At 69.9% G+C, this 14,877-nt stretch carries 16 protein-coding genes, 1 tRNA gene and 2 pseudogenes; 9 read left to right on the forward strand and 10 right to left on the reverse strand.

All coding sequences use genetic code 11. The features are described 5' to 3' along the window. Window positions 1-28: 28 nt before the first annotated feature. Entirely contained in the window at window positions 29-1,762 is a 1,734-nt protein-coding gene (locus tag Vse01_RS26715) for a tetratricopeptide repeat protein (RefSeq protein WP_093402918.1), read from the reverse strand. A 74-nt stretch (window positions 1,763-1,836) separates the two neighbouring features. Next, entirely contained in the window at window positions 1,837-2,292 is a 456-nt protein-coding gene (locus tag Vse01_RS26720) for a MarR family winged helix-turn-helix transcriptional regulator (protein ID WP_093403199.1), read from the reverse strand. A gap of 48 nt (window positions 2,293-2,340) precedes the next feature. Here Vse01_RS26720 and Vse01_RS26725 point away from each other — a divergent pair, with 48 nt between their 5' ends. Next, a complete protein-coding gene (locus tag Vse01_RS26725) occupies window positions 2,341-2,862 on the forward strand; it encodes a VOC family protein (RefSeq protein WP_093402920.1) in 522 nt (173 codons plus the stop codon). Between the two features lie 48 nt (window positions 2,863-2,910). After that, window positions 2,911-3,765 (forward strand): hypothetical protein, encoded by an 855-nt coding sequence (locus Vse01_RS26730; protein ID WP_093402921.1) that lies wholly within the window; start codon window positions 2,911-2,913, stop codon window positions 3,763-3,765. Here the strand turns inward: Vse01_RS26730 and Vse01_RS26735 are convergent. The 4 genes from Vse01_RS26735 to Vse01_RS26750 form a co-directional block, all read right to left on the reverse strand. Then, a complete protein-coding gene (locus Vse01_RS26735) occupies window positions 3,740-4,246 on the reverse strand; it encodes a potassium channel family protein (RefSeq protein WP_093402922.1) in 507 nt (168 codons plus the stop codon). The two genes, Vse01_RS26730 and Vse01_RS26735, sit on opposite strands and share 26 nt — an antisense overlap. Window positions 4,247-4,372: 126 nt before the next feature. Then, window positions 4,373-4,546, reverse strand: coding sequence for a DUF4236 domain-containing protein (locus Vse01_RS26740; RefSeq protein WP_093402924.1), 174 nt, complete (start codon window positions 4,544-4,546; stop codon window positions 4,373-4,375). 130 nt (window positions 4,547-4,676) lie between these two features. Then, window positions 4,677-5,132 carry an RrF2 family transcriptional regulator gene (locus Vse01_RS26745; protein WP_093402925.1) on the reverse strand — a complete coding sequence of 152 codons (456 nt, stop codon included), beginning with the start codon at window positions 5,130-5,132 and terminating at the stop codon, window positions 4,677-4,679. A 79-nt stretch (window positions 5,133-5,211) separates the two neighbouring features. Further along, complete coding sequence (locus Vse01_RS26750) at window positions 5,212-6,111, reverse strand: helix-turn-helix transcriptional regulator (protein WP_093402927.1); 900 nt, start codon at window positions 6,109-6,111, stop codon at window positions 5,212-5,214. Window positions 6,112-6,322: 211 nt separating this feature from the next. On the opposite strand from Vse01_RS26750, the gene Vse01_RS26755 reads away from it, so the two are divergent. Continuing rightward, the gene (locus Vse01_RS26755; RefSeq protein WP_093402928.1) at window positions 6,323-7,099 is read left to right on the forward strand and encodes a glucose 1-dehydrogenase; all 777 of its coding nucleotides are present in this window, start codon (window positions 6,323-6,325) and stop codon (window positions 7,097-7,099) included. Window positions 7,100-7,291: 192 nt separating this feature from the next. On the opposite strand, the gene Vse01_RS26760 is transcribed toward Vse01_RS26755, so the two are convergent. Then, a complete protein-coding gene (locus Vse01_RS26760; RefSeq protein ID WP_007457244.1) occupies window positions 7,292-7,723 on the reverse strand; it encodes an SsgA family sporulation/cell division regulator in 432 nt (143 codons plus the stop codon). Between the two features lie 297 nt (window positions 7,724-8,020). Between Vse01_RS26760 and Vse01_RS26765 the strand changes: the two genes are divergently transcribed. Together Vse01_RS26765 and Vse01_RS26770 are read left to right on the forward strand one after the other, a co-directional pair. Next, window positions 8,021-8,698 (forward strand): TIGR02611 family protein, encoded by a 678-nt coding sequence (locus Vse01_RS26765; RefSeq protein WP_170863368.1) that lies wholly within the window; start codon window positions 8,021-8,023, stop codon window positions 8,696-8,698. A gap of 50 nt (window positions 8,699-8,748) precedes the next feature. Continuing rightward, a tRNA-Val gene (locus Vse01_RS26770) sits at window positions 8,749-8,823 on the forward strand. Between the two features lie 299 nt (window positions 8,824-9,122). Here Vse01_RS26770 and Vse01_RS26775 read toward each other — a convergent pair. Then, window positions 9,123-9,662 (reverse strand): annotated as a pseudogene (locus Vse01_RS26775) (transposase); the annotation flags it as partial. Window positions 9,663-10,270: 608 nt separating this feature from the next. On the opposite strand from Vse01_RS26775, the gene Vse01_RS26780 reads away from it, so the two are divergent. Together Vse01_RS26780 and Vse01_RS26785 are read left to right on the forward strand one after the other, a co-directional pair. Next, window positions 10,271-11,059: an alpha/beta fold hydrolase gene (locus tag Vse01_RS26780; protein ID WP_198413151.1), complete on the forward strand. Its 789-nt coding sequence runs from the start codon at window positions 10,271-10,273 to the stop codon at window positions 11,057-11,059. A 4-nt stretch (window positions 11,060-11,063) separates the two neighbouring features. Continuing rightward, window positions 11,064-11,843, forward strand: a complete 780-nt coding sequence (locus tag Vse01_RS26785) for a MerR family transcriptional regulator (RefSeq protein ID WP_093402933.1) — start codon at window positions 11,064-11,066, stop codon at window positions 11,841-11,843. Between the two features lie 479 nt (window positions 11,844-12,322). On the opposite strand, the gene Vse01_RS26790 is transcribed toward Vse01_RS26785, so the two are convergent. After that, window positions 12,323-12,910: a TetR/AcrR family transcriptional regulator gene (locus Vse01_RS26790; protein ID WP_093402934.1), complete on the reverse strand. Its 588-nt coding sequence runs from the start codon at window positions 12,908-12,910 to the stop codon at window positions 12,323-12,325. Between the two features lie 111 nt (window positions 12,911-13,021). Between Vse01_RS26790 and Vse01_RS26795 the strand changes: the two genes are divergently transcribed. Continuing rightward, on the forward strand, window positions 13,022-13,882 hold the full coding sequence (locus tag Vse01_RS26795; protein ID WP_198413152.1) for an SDR family oxidoreductase: 861 nt from the start codon (window positions 13,022-13,024) through the stop codon (window positions 13,880-13,882). 427 nt (window positions 13,883-14,309) lie between these two features. Further along, window positions 14,310-14,651, forward strand: a complete 342-nt coding sequence (locus tag Vse01_RS26800) for a hypothetical protein (protein ID WP_170863369.1) — start codon at window positions 14,310-14,312, stop codon at window positions 14,649-14,651. A 36-nt stretch (window positions 14,652-14,687) separates the two neighbouring features. Here the strand turns inward: Vse01_RS26800 and Vse01_RS26805 are convergent. Then, window positions 14,688-14,877: pseudogene (locus Vse01_RS26805) on the reverse strand (site-specific integrase); the annotation flags it as partial.

Raw genomic sequence — 14,877 nt, forward strand, 5'->3', positions numbered from 1 at the left:
AACTGCCAAAGATAGCGCGCTCCGACGGTCAGCGGCGCTCGGTGCAGACCTCGTCGGAGCGGGCCACGGTGTCGGTGGACCAGGCGACCGCGACCGTGAAGCAGTAGTCGAGACTGCGGTTGAGTCCGTAGACCACGAAGCTGTCGCTGCCGGCGGGCAGATCCGCGAAGGGGTTCTGCGGCTGGCCGTTCCGGCCGCCCGAAACGATCACCGGCCCCTCCGCTCCGGCCGGGTAGGTCCACCGCAACGTCACACTGTCCCGGTTGTCACGCAGCGACAGCCCGGTCGGCGGGGCACCGGGGGAGGCGGGGGGAGCATCACCGGCCGTGGCGGTGGCCGCCGGGGTCGCCGCGCCGCTCGGGTCGCCGCTGGCCGCCGGTGGCGTCGGATCGCCGCCGCCGACCCGGGACACCCCGGCGATGACCGCCGCGGCACCGAGCAGCACCACCACGACCCCGGCCGCGACGATCAGCACCAGCCGGTTCGGCCGGGCGTCCGACGCCGGTACGGCGGTACGGCGTACCGGCACCGGCAGCAGGCGCGACGGAGGCCCGGGGCGTTCCGGCTCGACCCGGCGCAGCCGGTACACCCCGGGCGCCTGCGGCGTACCGGTCAGCCCGACCACGTTCGGCGGTACCGCACCGCCCGCCGGGGGTGGCGGCGGTTCGGGATACGGGTTCGGACCGGGCTGCTCGACCGCCGGCCCGACCCACCAGTCCTCGGGCGGCCCGGCCGGGCCGTCGACCGGCTGCCGGGGCGTGGGTACGGCGGAGGCGGCGCCGCTCGCCGAAGGATCAGTCGACGGGTACCCGTGGCTCGGGTGGTAACCCTCCGCCGGGTGCTCCTCCCGGGCGGTGTGGTGAGCCGCCGGCCACGGCTGCTCGTCCTCCTCCGTCGCCCAGGACGGCGCGGCAGCTGTCCCGGCCGGCTGGCCCGACGGCGGTTCCTCCGGGGCCGCCGCCCACGTCGGGGGCCAGGTGTCGGTCGGCGTGGGTGGGAGGTCATCGGCCGCCGGGGTACGGGCGGACGGCACGACCGGTTCCTCCACGCTTACCGGTGGGTTGTCGGCGCAGACGTGGTCCGGATTGGCCGCCGCTCGGGCCAGCGTGGCCACCTGGGCAGCCAGCGGATCGTCGGCGGGGAGATGCTGGCGGGCCAGTTCCCGGGCCAGGGCCAGATTGTCCTGCGCCTCGGCGAACTGACCACAGTCGCGCTGCATCGAGCCGAGCCGGGCCAGCATCTTGATCCCGCTCGGGTGCCCGTCGCCGTAGACCTCCCGGTGCAGCTCCCACGCGTCCTGGAGCCGGTCGCGGGCGACCTGGCACTGACCCCGGGCGTACTCCACGGTGGCCAGATCGGCGTGGGCGGCGAGCACCCGCAGCGATTCCGGTCCGTCCGACGCGGTCAGCTCGATAATCACTTCCTGGTACAGCCGCGCCGCCCGCGACCAGCTGCCCACCCGGTGCAGCACCGCCGCCAGGGTGGCCGCGGCGGCCACCGTACGCGGGTCGGAGCGGCCGTAGAGCCGGGAGCTGGCGGCGTACGCGTAGGCGGCCCAACCCCGTGCCGAGTGCGGCTCGCCGAGCGCGATCAGCACCCGCGCGTGCAGGCTGGCCGCCTCGGCCAACTCGGACGTGGCGTTGGCCGGGCGCGGGTCGGCGCCGGTCAGCGCGTCGGCGAGCAGCCGTTGGGCGCCGGCGAGATCGCCGGCGGAGACCAGGTCGTGCGCCTGATCAGTCAGTTCACCGAAGCCGGAGGGCACGCCCCATCGTGCTCATTCAGCGACGTTTAGTACAAGACCCGCGCCGGAGTGGTTCGGTCAGGATCCGGTCACGCTCACCTCAGACGTTCGGCCAGCACCTCGCTGATCCGGCGCAACTGCTCCACCTGTGCCGGGCTGAGAGGGTCGAACAGGTGCCGGCGTACCCCCTCGACGTGGCCGGGCGCGGCGGCGGCCAGCTTCGCGAAACCCTCGTCGGTGAGGTGGGCGATCTGGCCGCGCCGGTCGGTGGGGCAGTCCTCGCGACGCACCCAGCCGGCCGCCTCCAGGCGAGCCACCGCATGCGACAGACGACTGCGCGAGGAGCCGCTGGACTCGGCCAACTCGCTCATCCGCAGCCGTCGGTCGGGCGCCTCGGAGAGCCGTACCAGGATCTCGTAGTAGGCGTGCGGCATCCCGGCGTCGCGTTGCAACTCGCGGTCGAGCGTGTCCATGAGCGCCCGGGAGGCGGTCAGGAACGCCCGCCAGGTGCGCTGTTCGTCCGGGTCCAGCCAGCGGGTCATGACCAGCATCATAGCGTGATAGTTGAACACTCAACTAAAGCGGGCTAGCCTTGGCGCATGGGAATCCATCGCCTCAACCACGCCGTCCTCTACGTCAGCGACCTCGACCGCAGCGTCGCCTTCTACCGCGACGTGCTGGGCTTCCGCCGGGTACCGATGACCCCCGAGGGTTTCCGGGGCGCCGCCTTCCTCCAGGCGCCGGGCTCCACCAACGACCACGACCTCGGCCTGTTCGAGATCGGCGCGGGCACCGGTCGGTCGACCGCCGGCCGGGCCACCGTCGGCCTCTACCACCTGGCCTGGGAGGTGGACACCCTCGACGAGCTGGCCACCACCGCCCGGCGGCTGACCGAGGCGGGCGCGCTGGTCGGCACCTCCGACCACGGCACCACCAAGAGCCTCTACGGTCAGGACCCGGACGGGCTGGAGTTCGAGGTGGTCTGGCTGGTGCCCGCCGACCGGCTCGACGACGCCGCCCTCGCCGCCCGGACCAGGATCGGTCGCCTCAACCTGACCGCCGAGATCCAGCGTTACGGCGGAGACACCCGGGGTGGCGTCGGCATCTCGGTCCCCGTGTGACACGCCGTCCAGGCCGGCCGGCGTGACGGGTTGCGGTAGAACGGCAGGATGCCGACCGACGCCGTAGGGCACGCGCCGTTCCTCCGACACCTGGACAGGTGGCTGCCGGCCGCGCTGCGCCGCGCCCGGCGAGCCACCATCGCCCTCGGGTACGACGGCAGCGACCCGAACCTGGCCGAGCAGACCGTACGCCTGGCCGGCGAGCACGCCGCGCGGCTGCGCGGCTGCCGGCTGACCGTCCTCGTGCTCGCCGAGGGCACCGAGGAACTACCGGCCCGACTCGGTGCCGCCGAGGCCGGACTGCCGGCCGAAGTCGCCGTACACCTGATGCCCGGCCCGCCGGCCCGGCTGCCGGTGGCCCTGCGGGCGGCCGGTGCCGCGGGCGCGCCGGTGCTGTCCTACCTGGAGGCGGATGATCCGGTGGCGCTCACCGCCGCCGCGACCGGGCGGGGCACCGAGGCGTTCGTGATCGCGGCGGCGACGGCCGCCCTGCGAGAGGGGCTGATGGACGCCGGATTCGCGCTGGCCACCGAGGTCGAGCTGGTCGACGCCGACCGGCGGCTCGGCTTCGGCACCGGCTCGGATCGCAGCCTGGAGGAGCTGAAGGAAGCCCTGTGGGCGGGCGGGTTGCGGTTCCGTGACCCGGACGGCGAGCCGCTGTCACCGGCACTCCCGGTGGACCCGGCGCCACTGGGCCGTGCCCTGCTGGCCGAGCTGACCCGGCACGGCCCGCGCACGGTCACCGAGCTGCGCCGGTACGCGGTGACGGAGACCGCCTACCGGGCGGTGGACGCGGTCCGGGCCCTGGACGACCTGCTCGACACCGGCCAGGTGGCCCGGACCCCGCCGGACGGCCGGCTCGGCGGCGACGTGCTTGTCACACCCGTGCGGTCAGGCGCTTGACCACAAGCGAGAAGCCGGTGGCGATCACCCCGATGCTGAACACCATCTGCGCACAGACCAGCACCCTGGCGAACTGCCCGTTGGCGTGCACGTCGCCGTAGCCGATGGTGGTCAGGGTGGCCAGCGCGAAGTACAACGCGTCGACGCGGGTCTCCAGATTGACGAACTGGGCCGGCGCGAGCCTGGCGATCACGTAGTCGGCCAGGGCGAAGGCGAGCAGACCGGCAATCAGCGCGAGGACCAGGTGTGTCACCGGTGGTGCCGCGCGTGCGTGCGTGGCGGCGACGATCTGACGGCGTACCTGGCCGGTGACCAGCCGGGCCACCACGCCGAGAATCAGCAGCGTGAGCGCGATGCGCAGGCCGAGCCGGGTTGGGTCGGGATCGGACTCCACCGGTACGACGAAGTAGGTCACGAAGAGCAGCCCGCAGGCCAGCGAGGTTCGCCGACGCGTCAACCGGTGGTCCGCTTTCTGTTTCATGTCGAAATTGTCCGGCCAGGCGGGACGTCATCGGTGCGACCCGCCCGGGTCAGCGGAAACGGTTGGTGCGGCCAGAAACAATGTCGGGGCGCCGGGGGTGCCGGCGCCCCGCTGAACGTCGGCGCTTCAGGACTTGTCCTGCTTCCAGTGCAGCGGCCCCGGCAGGTCGACGCGGTGCGCCTTGGCCCGCGAGTTCCAGGACCAGCGACCGAGCTTGATGCTCCAGGACGAGAAGCCGTTCTGCGTGAAGTGCAGGATGAGCGGCCCGAACTTCTTGCGCTTACGCAACATCACACCCATTGTGGGGCTCCCTTCGAGACTTCCCGTACGGGCTCGAAGATGCCCATTGCGTCGATTCGCCAAACCAGGCCGAATCCGCAGTGGAGTTCAGTCGCTCGACTGATTGACGAACAACCCGGGTGGGTGGGCATCAGCGGGGTTCCCAGGCGTCCGGCAGCGTGGTCAGGCGGCGGACGTGGGGCGGTAGCCGACCGTCGAGCAGGTCGGCCAGGCTCACCTCGTCGACGACGCGGCGCAGTGCCGCCCGGACCGCGACCCAGAACTCGGGCAGGTGCGCTGCCACCCCGTCGTACCGTGTCTCCTCTGGACGCCGGCCGCGTACGCCGGCCAACGGGCCCTCCGCGGCGCGCAACACCGCGCCGACGGTGACCTCGCCGGGCGGCCGGGCCAGGGTGTAGCCGCCTTCCGCGCCGCGCTGGGCCCGGACGATGCCGGCCCGGCGCAGGTCGGCCAGGACCGCCTCCAGGAACTTGCGGGGCATGTCCTGCTCCTCGGCGATGACCTGGGTGGACAGCAACGCCGGGTACGCGGCGGCGAGACCCAGGGTCGCCCGTACCGCGTAGTCGCCACGCGCGGAGATCTGCACCCCGCCATCATGCCCAATGCGCGGCGGCCGGCGGCGCGTCGAACCGGTCGGATCGCCCAATGGCGCGTCATGTGCGCTGTCATGCCTGGTGGACGTCGATTCGGCCGTCGACGGGTGGGCGGGGGCGCACCATCGGCGCCGGCGTGGGCCGCTCGCGGGCGGCCCGGAACGCGCCCGGGCTCATACCGACCTCGCGGGTGAAGAACCGGCCGAAGTTCGTCGGTTCGGTGAAGCCGAGCTGTCGGCCGATCCGGGCGATCGGCTCGTCGGTGGCCGCCAGCAGCCGGCTGGCCTGGAGCGCGACCCGCTCGTCCACCACCTGTTTGGCGCTGCGCCCGGTAATCGCCAGGCAGGCCCGGGTGAGGGTACGCACCGAGCAGCCCAGCCGGTCGGCGTAGTCCTCGACCCGGCGACTGGCCTGGTAACCCCGCTCCACCTCGCGGCACAGCCGCCGGAAGGTCTCCTCCTCCGGGCGCGCCGTCCGCCCCGCTCCGGAGGGCAACATGCTCAACCGCAGCAACAGCACGCTCAGTTGATGACGCAACAGGCTGCGGGCGGTCCGGGTGTCCCGGTGCCGGCTGGCGTCCACGGTCAACTGGCTGACCTCGTTGATGATCGCGTCCTCGTCCTCACCGGCGAGCTGAAACCAGATCGGCACCTCGTCGGCATCGACGTCGAGCCCGTGCAGCGCCTCCGGATGCCAGCGGACCACCGTGGCGTCCAGCCGGGGCAGGGCGCAGCGCAGCACCTGGCCGGGACGGATCCGCAGCAACGTGCCGGGCCGGCACGGCAGGGCGCGGAAATCCACCTCGGCGAGCCCGTGACCACTGGTGGTCAGCACGATCAGCTCGCGGTCCAGCAGCACCGGTCGTCGCCACCCGGAGTCGGGAGCGAGATCACCGAGGGTGATCGTGTCGATCTCGGCCGGGCTGGCGGCAGCATCGGACAGCGCCGTGACTGGGTGACCGGAAGGGACCATCACCTGCGACGTTAGCCCGAGCCCGGCCCGTACGCATCCCTCGCCACCCCGGTATCGCGGGTCGCGGTGCCGCCGGGCGCACAGGGTTGTCCCGACAAGGCGGGACGGTTAGGTTACTGATCGGTAGTGACCTGGTCGTCGTGGCGCCCGCGCGGTCCGTGACGGCGGCCCCGACACCGGCTGTCCCAGGCCGGGAACGCAAGGGGATGGCATGAAGGATCTGTTCTCCGTCGAGGGCAAGACCGTCCTGGTCACCGGCGGCTCCCGCGGCATCGGCCTGATGATCGCCCGGGGCTTTGTCGCCGCGGGGGCGCACGTCATCATCTCCTCCCGCAAGGCCGACGTCTGCGAGGCGGTGGCCACGGAGCTGTCCACGCACGGTCGCTGCGAGGCGATCCCCGCCGACCTGGGCCGCGACGAGGGCGTGCAGCACCTGGCCGCCGCCGTTCAGGACCGGGTCGACAAGCTGGACGTGCTGGTCAACAACGCTGGTGCAACCTGGGGCGCGCCGTTGGAGGACTACCCGGAGAGCGCGTTCGACAAGCTGTGGGCGGTGAACGTCAAGTCCGTCTTCCGGCTGACCACCGCGCTGCTGCCGGCGCTGCGTGCGGCGGCGGGCCCCGAAGACCCGGCGCGGGTGATCAACATCGGCTCCATCGACGGCATCCGGGTGCCGCTCATGGAGGTGTACGCGTACTCGGCGACCAAGGCGGCGGTGCACATGCTGACCCGCAGCCTGGCCCACCAGCTGGCCGGCGAACAGATCACCGTCAACGCGATCGCCCCCGGACCGTTCGAGAGCAAGATGATGGCGTTCGCGCTCGACGACCCCGGCTCCCGGTCCGCCATCGAGGCCCAGGTCCCGCTCGGCCGCATCGGCCGCCCCGAGGACATGGCCGGCACGGCGATCTACCTCGCCTCCCGAGCCGGCGCCTACCTCACCGGCGCGGTGATCCCGGTAGACGGCGGCCTGACCACCCACGGCTGACCGCTCCCGCCTCCTCGCGCTCCCGCCCCTTCGTTCCGCGATCTTGCACTTTCGGTCGCTGTTATGCGGCTTGTGCGGCATATGCATCGACCAGAAGTGCAAGATCGCGGAGGAAGCGGTGTGGGGGTAACGGGTGGGTAGGCGGGGGCCGCGCGAACTCGGCAGATTCGCGCGGCCCCGGTTGTCGGTCTGTCAGCGACCGGCGAGCAGCCGGTTCACCGCGGTGTCGACGTCCAGGTGCTCGGCCTCCCGGCCACGCGGAACGACGACGTAGGTCCGCCGCAGGAAGCGCACCAGCACGCTGCGGGGTACCTCGAACAGGGCGTTGCCGTCCGGCGACGACAGCGCCAGCGCGACGAAGTCGCCGCGCGGGGTGGCCCAGGGCCAGACCCGTACGTCCCCGATGCCCGCCGGCTCGTCCAGGCCGGTGACCAGCAGTTCGCGGGCGAAGGACCAACTCACCGCCTCGCCGCCAGCCGATTCGGCATGAAACAGGACATGGACCGCATACGGGTCCGCAGGGTCGTAGCGCAGACTGGCGCGCACCGGCAAGGCGGTGGCGTCAGGTGCGACGAGCCTTAGCGACGTCTCGACCTCTACGGTCGTCGGTCGGATGACACTCATGAACGTTCTCCCCCCGGCACCGCTGCGGAACGCGCGTGTCCCGCTTTTCCCATACTCAGCCGCTACTCCTGGCTACGCTCCGCCATGCGCTGACTTCACCCAGTGGTGGGAAGGGGGTCGGAAGGGCCTCGTGAACGTGAAAGTTCATGTAGGATTTCCGATTCTGCCCAGTGGGTTCATCCTGCCCGGCATCGGGTTTGTTGAGTCGTCGACTTACTCCGGTAACGTCCAGTCGGCGGTTGCAGTGACGGGCCCGCGCCACACTGGGGCGTGAAATGGTCGCGGACGCCATCCTCAGTGGATGCGCCGAGCCGGCGAGACCCGTCGAACGTCGCGGTCCGCACAGCCGAACAGCGGGGGTACGGGGTGCCGAAGAAGCGGAGAAGCCGGCACGGTCGGTCAGTGATCGACCGCGGTCGGTTAGGTGAGCGCGGCCCGGCGGCCGTCCGAGTGCGCAACGGACGTGGCTACCCGGGGGGAAGTCGGGATAGATCGACCGGGAAGGGGCATCGTGGGGAGATGGCCGGTGGTGCGCAGCGCAAGGGGGGTGGTGTCGCCGTGTCCGAGCGACGCGACCCGCCAGCGTGGCGGCAACGGATAACCACCACCCTCGCCCTGATCCGAGCCAACCCCACCGGCCGAATCGCACTGAAGATCATTTTCGGGGTGCTCGGCGCCCTCGTGGTCACCATCGGCATCGCACTCATCCCGTTGCCCGGCCCCGGCTGGCTGCTGGTGATCGCCGGCCTCGGCATCTGGGCCGTAGAGTTCCACTGGGCCAAGCGCCTGCTCGCCTTCACCCGCCGCCACGTTCACGGCTGGACCGCCTGGGTGAAGAGCCAATCACTGCCCGTACGCCTGGTGATCGGCTCGGTCGGCCTCGTCTTCGTCGGCGCCGTCGCCCTGCTGTCGATCAAGTACAGCCTCGGCATCGACGTGATCGCCCAGGTGCTGCACTACCTCGCGACCCACTGACCCCGGGTTCGCGGTCCGCGCGCCGGATCGGGTAGAGTCATCCGCGCTGAGGGCGATTAGCTCAGCGGGAGAGCGCTTCGTTCACACCGAAGAGGTCACTGGTTCGATCCCAGTATCGCCCACCATTAATATGTGCAGGTCAGAAGCTCGTTGCCGGAACGGTCGGTAACGAGCTTCTCCGCTGTCGCCCTTTGAAATGGGAGCAGTTTGGGAGCAGGCTGGCGATGGCACCGGCGGGCCACCCCGCCCGCGGTTCCGGCGGCCGACGACCGCGCGATCGCTGTCGAGATCGTCAGAGCAGGATCGGGAATCCCGAAGCCCGGACGGGTTGGTTCTTGGGCCGGTGGGCGTCGCGGAGATTCTTCTGCCCGCCACTGACCTGCAGGCACTGTCGACCTTGTCCCACATTGGAGGTCGGGACGCCACCGCCGAGTGCTCGCAGCGTCGTGTCCAGACAGGACACGATCGTCGGCAGGGTCTTGTCGAAGGTCGGGATCACCAACCGGAACCTCGACCAGGCCAGCCACGCGCACCACAACGAGGTACGCCGCCCACCGATGCGCGGGCCCTCGCCCCAGTCGAACTGCAACCACAGGCCCGGCTCCGGGATCCACGGCCGGAACACCCGCCGCTGCCCGGCGGCGAAGCGGGCCTTGACCTCCGCGACCGCCCGCCGGGTGGTGCGCTCACCACCGCCGAAGCCCAACGCGGTGATCCGCCGGTGCACCACATCCGCGCGGACCCGGCCACCCGAACGGGCCACCAACTCCTCGATCTTCGCCACGTACTCATCGATCGGCCGGGCCCGGTGCGCCCGCGCCTCGGGACTTTGCCCGGACTCCCGCAACTTCACATACCGGGCAACCGTGTGATGGTCACACCCAGCCAACTCAGCCGCCGCACGGTAACTACCCGTGAGGTCGTATGCCTCCAAGATTTCCACGATCTCCCTGCCGCTCTTCACGCCGTCGACCCTCGCCGACCGGCACTCTGACCTGGTCAGCGGGGAGGTATCTGGCCATCCACGGGGAGATCCCTGGCCACCAGCGGGGCGACATATGGCCGCCTACGGGGAGTATTCACTGGCCGCCGACAGCCTTCCCGCGCCGTGGCTACCGGATTTCGCCGCCCTCTTCTGCCGCACGGTGAGCGCGGAGGGCAGCTCAGTCGAATTAGTTGAACAGCAGGTCTCCGAGTCGGCTTGGCAGGTGGTAGGCGACATCCCGGCGTTCTTCTCGGTCAGAAGATGTAGGTGCCGCTCGTGGAGCGGCTGATTCAGCTCTGCACTGGTGGCGCCCCGCAGCCCTGCACAGTGGTAGACGTCTCCGCCGGGGACGTCTACGAACACCGTTGATCATGGGGGTTCGGCTGTTCGGCTGCGGCGACCAGGAGGAGGGGGTCCTTCCGACCGCTATCGGTCGACGACGCAGGCTTGGGAACCGTCGACGCAACTACCGAGGTAAGTCGCGGCACCTCACGTTCATCGACGTTCCAGCGGCCAGAGTCGATGTGGCATCGGCTCCCTCGTACAACGGTTGACCTTGACCTAAGGTCAATCCATAGGCTCAACGCATGGCCAGTTCGCCCTGGACGGGCATGCTTCCCGTTGACGACACAGCCCTCGCGGTCACCGACACCGGCGGCTCGGGCACGCCCATCGTGTACCTGAACGGCGCCTACGCCGACCAGTCGCATTGGCGGCGGGTCATCGCCGAGCTCGGTGGTGAATACCGCCACATCACCTACGACGAGCGCGCCCGCGGCCGGTCGAAGCGTTCCGCCGACTATTCCTTCGAGGCTTGCCTGCGAGATCTGGACGCCGTCCTTGCATCCCGGGGAGTCGACCGGCCGCTGCTGGTGGGTTGGTCCTACGGCGGAATCCTGTCGTGGCACTGGGCCGACCGGAACCCGGATCGTGTTCTCGGCGTCGTTACCGTGGACGCCTTCCCGGTTGGCCTCACCGGCGTCGCCGGCCGGGAACGCATCCGCAAGGAGTTTCGCCGGGTGCGGTTGCTGTTGCCGATCACCAGTCGGTTCGGCATGGGCGCTCGGATGAGCGCGGACCAGCACGCCGAGGTCAACATCGAACTCAACGAGATCGCCGCCGCCAGCGTGCCGGTCCTGGAACGCATCGCCTGCCCGCTGCGGTTCGTCCTGGCGACCGGAGCCAGCCTTGGCAACGAGGGCGACGAGATGGAACAGGGACGCGCCGCACTCGATCCGATTCTCGCCCGCAACCCGAATCTCGCGATCAGCGCGAAGGTCGCGAGCAACCACAGCACGATCCTGCGCAAGGACTTTCCTGCCGTCGCCAGGGCGGTGCGTGAACTCGCGCCTACCGGCACCCGCACGACGGACTGAGCCCATGGGCGGAGGGCTCACGATCGGGAAGGCGGCCGCGTTCGCCGGTGTCACGGTCAAGACGGTGCGGCATTACCACCGTCTCGGCCTGCTCGACGAGCCCCGCCGCGACTCCTCAGGTTACCGCCGCTACACCTCCACCGACCTGCTCCGGTTGGTCCAGGTCCGTACTTTGGCCGAGGCGGGCGTGCCGCTCGCCGAGATCGGTGAACTGCTCGACGCTGATCCGAAGCGCTTCGCCGCCGCCGTGGTTGACGTCGAGCGACGGCTCACCGACCGGATCACGGAGCTTATCGCCCGCCGCGACACACTGCGTCGACTCGCTGACAGCGACCGGGCGCTGCTTCCCGACCGCGCCTGCACCCTTTTGGACCGGTTGACCGCGCTGGGTTTCGGTCCCGACGTCGTGGCCTCGCAACGGGAGGCCCTGGTCCTGGCCCGCGCGCTGGCCCCAGCGTTCTTCGACGGTTTCGTGACCCAGCTCGAGCGCCGGCTCGACGATCCCGAGTATGTGAGGCTGTGGAAGCGAACCTGGGACGCGTTGTCCTGGGAGCCCGACGACCCGCGCCTCGACGAGCTCGCAGCTGAGATGGCCGACAACCTGCTGACCGAACGGGCGGTGATGCAGACACACATGGACGGTTTCTTCTCCAGCCCCGACGCCGCCACCCGCTACGACGTGGTCAACGAACACCGGGCTGACGAGGCGCCGACCACAGCTCGGTTGACCGCACTCATCGAAGCGCGGCTGCGCGCTGCCGGCATCGCGATTCCTCGACGGTGAGGCGGTCACCCACGGCGGCTGTACCACGACCGACCCCGTCACCTGCCTGGATCTAGCGGAGACTTGCCCAGGCCCGCCGCCTTGCGCAGGGAAGTGACGTTGGCGGCAGTCCGTGCCGGCTGTCGCGACGGCGTCAGGTCCTGCAACGGTGCCCGATCACGGACGAGGCTGCGGGCCTCCGCTGAATTCATCGCCTGGTTGGGGCAGTGGTTCGCCCCTCACGCCGGGCAACGGTCGTAGGTCAATGAAACAAGTAGCCCGATGTCAGTGCCCTGGATCGTTCCGATGAGCAGGTGTAATCACTTGCTGCACTCGGCTTGCAGGAGGCCGTGGCGTGTGGATGCCGCTGGCGGATCAGCGCATGCCGTGCGGCAGGTCGTTAAGTTCGGTTGAGGGATGAACTCGGCGATGGCGAGCCGATGACGTCCGGGCGGTTTCTACCACTTTCTGGCAATGGTCATGAGTCCGCTGGTCGCCGGTCATGCGTGCCGGCCCTTGCCGGCGATCATGTCGACGAGGGTGTCGGTTAGGTCTTCGGCGGAGACGCCTCCCCACTTCGGGTCGGCGAGCTGGCCGCTGGCCTGCAGGCCGGCGATCCCGTTCGCGCTGCTGATGAGCAGGGCCGCGTACCGTCGGGCCTCCTGCTCGCCCACCAGGTCGGCGACGACGGCCAGGAACTCGGTCTGGCTTCGCTGGGCGGCCCGGGCGAGTGCGGTGGGATCGCCGGGCGGGTTGCTGAACATGAGCTTGTAGAGGTGTGGCTGAAAGCGGCCGACGTCGATGAGCGCAAGGAGGCCGCCGCGGATCTTTTCGGCGGCCGACAGGCCCGGTTCCGCGCGAAGGGCTTGCATGCGGTCTCCGAGCGTGTCCCATGCCCGGGTCCCGACGGCGATCAGCAGGCTCTCCTTGTCGAGGAAGTGCCGGTAGGGCGCTCCGCGGGTCACTCCGGCGCGCGCCCCCACCGCGCGCAACGTCACGGCGTCGAGGCCACCGGAATCGAGCAGCTCAGCGGCCGCGTCGAGGAGGGCGCGGCGGGTGGCAGCAGCTGATTCGGCCCGGCTGATCACGCGGAGGATTCTAGCCCACCTGTGATGACTAAGTCACTTGAACCAGTTGACACTGTCATCTCATTACTGCACACTCAAGAGATGACATCGTCAACTGAAACTCGGGAACTCGTGGTCGTGACCGGGGCGTCGACCGGCATCGGCGCGGCCACCGCGCAGGAACTGGCTCGGCACGGCTTCCATGTCCTCGCCGGCGTACGGCGCGACAGCGACCGGACACCCCTGCGGGCCGACCGCATCGAGCCGGTGACCCTCGACATCACCGACCCCGACCACGTCGCCGCGCTCGCCGCACGTGTCGAGCGGGGTCCGCAGCCGCTGCGGGCGCTGGTCAATAACGCCGGCGTCCCTGGCGCCGGCCCGGTCGAAGTGATGCCGCTCAGCCAATGGCGGCGCATCTTCGAGGTGAACCTCTTCGGCCACGTCGCCGTCACACAGGCCCTGCTTCCCGCGCTCCTACTTGGCAAGGGACGCGTCGTCAACATCAGTTCCCTCAACGGCAAGATCTCGATGGCCGGCTACGGGCCGTACGCCGCCAGCAAGTTCGCGATGGAGGCGATGAGCGACGCGCTGCGCAACGAACTGGCCCCCCACGGTGTGCAGGTGGTGGTGGTCGAACCGGGCGGCGTCAAAACCGAGATGTCCCGCGTCGGCCTGGCCGCCCTCAGCCGCCTCGACGACGGGATGACGCCCGAGCAGAACGCGCGCTACGGCACTCTGATGCAGGCAATACCCTCCCACGTGGCGGCGTTCACCAAGGCCGGCGTGACCTCCAACGTCGCCGCGAAGAGGATCGCCAAAGCGGTGACCGACGCCAGGCCCCGCACCCGTTACACCATCGGCGCGACGGCTGCCTTCCTCATCCGGGCCTCCCGCATCCTTCCCGACCGGATGCTCGACCGGATGACGACCTCCGACCTCCGCAAGCACTACCCGCCCGAGAACCGTGACCGAACGACCGCCACATGGTGAGCACCTCTGCCACCGACGGTGCGCGTGGTACCTCAGCGCGCCGGTCACGTTGAGTACCCGTCAGTCTCGGCGTTGTTCCTTGGGAGACGCGCCGAAGCGACGCGTAAAGACGGGCCGGCCGACGACGCGGTCGACCACCGGGGATCGGGGAGCAACGTGGGAGCAGTCGGGCGCGCTGAACGGCTCTGAACCGCGCCCAGCGGCGTCGAATGGCACTCAACTGCACCCACCACGACCTGCGGCTTCTTTTTCTGCAGGTCAGAGTGGGTGCAGCGTCCCGCTTCACACCGAAGAGGTCACTGGTTCGATCCCAGTATCGCCCACGCAGCTCAGGCCACTTTCCGGGATTCGGGAGGTGGCCTTTCTGCTGCCCGTACAGCAGCGAAGTACAGCAACGGCGGTCACTACCTCCGGGAATGGGGTGCACATGACAGAGATGCACATGCTCAGGGTCGAGGAACTCCGGCAGGTGTGCGTGCTGTTACTGGACGCCGCGCAGAAGCGGTTCGGTGCGGAGATTGATGTGTCACGCCTCGGTGTCGACCACTACTGGAACGTTGACCTGCGATCCGCCTTCGGGATGGTGGAGGACCCGGCATCGGGAATCGACGTCGGGCAGAGCAGTGACGACTTGGCGGAGCTGCGTGCGCTGATGCGCCGTCCGGCGGGTGATGGGCCGGTGCTCTGGCACGACCTGCAACACCTTGCCGGGGTACTGCGGTTGCTGGCCTATCTCGACCTGCCGGCCGCTGAGGCCGACGAGAGCTGAGCCCAGTGCAGGTTCGCGGCGGCCGGCGGTGGTAGATCACCGGTCGAGCGATTCGCCGAGGCGTTTGAGGGCGTCCCTGGTCGCCTTGGATGAGACCTGCGTGTAGATCTTGATCGTTACGGCGAAGCGGGCGTGCCGGAGGATCTGCATGGCGACTCGCGGGTGGACGTCGAGGTCGGCCAGGAGGGTGGCGCAGGTGCGGCGGGCGTCGTGGACGGTGATCGGT

This window comes from Micromonospora sediminimaris (assembly GCF_016863575.1).
GTDB classification, from domain to species: Bacteria; Actinomycetota; Actinomycetes; order Mycobacteriales; family Micromonosporaceae; genus Micromonospora; species Micromonospora sediminimaris.

Excerpts from the sequence above, each read along its gene's own strand:
- Vse01_RS26755 (WP_093402928.1), top strand. The coding sequence starts at position 6,323 with ATGAAGGATCTGTTCTCCGTCGAGGGCAAGACCGTCCTGGTCACCGGC.
- Vse01_RS26735 (WP_093402922.1), bottom strand. The coding sequence starts at position 4,246 with ATGAAACAGAAAGCGGACCACCGGTTGACGCGTCGGCGAACCTCGCTG.
- Vse01_RS26800 (WP_170863369.1), top strand. The coding sequence starts at position 14,310 with ATGACAGAGATGCACATGCTCAGGGTCGAGGAACTCCGGCAGGTGTGC.
- Vse01_RS26750 (WP_093402927.1), bottom strand. The coding sequence starts at position 6,111 with ATGGTCCCTTCCGGTCACCCAGTCACGGCGCTGTCCGATGCTGCCGCC.
- Vse01_RS26720 (WP_093403199.1), bottom strand. The coding sequence starts at position 2,292 with ATGCTGGTCATGACCCGCTGGCTGGACCCGGACGAACAGCGCACCTGG.
- Vse01_RS26785 (WP_093402933.1), top strand. The coding sequence starts at position 11,064 with ATGGGCGGAGGGCTCACGATCGGGAAGGCGGCCGCGTTCGCCGGTGTC.
- Vse01_RS26740 (WP_093402924.1), bottom strand. The coding sequence starts at position 4,546 with ATGGGTGTGATGTTGCGTAAGCGCAAGAAGTTCGGGCCGCTCATCCTG.
- Vse01_RS26730 (WP_093402921.1), top strand. The coding sequence starts at position 2,911 with ATGCCGACCGACGCCGTAGGGCACGCGCCGTTCCTCCGACACCTGGAC.
- Vse01_RS26725 (WP_093402920.1), top strand. The coding sequence starts at position 2,341 with ATGGGAATCCATCGCCTCAACCACGCCGTCCTCTACGTCAGCGACCTC.
- Vse01_RS26780 (WP_198413151.1), top strand. The coding sequence starts at position 10,271 with ATGGCCAGTTCGCCCTGGACGGGCATGCTTCCCGTTGACGACACAGCC.
- Vse01_RS26760 (WP_007457244.1), bottom strand. The coding sequence starts at position 7,723 with ATGAGTGTCATCCGACCGACGACCGTAGAGGTCGAGACGTCGCTAAGG.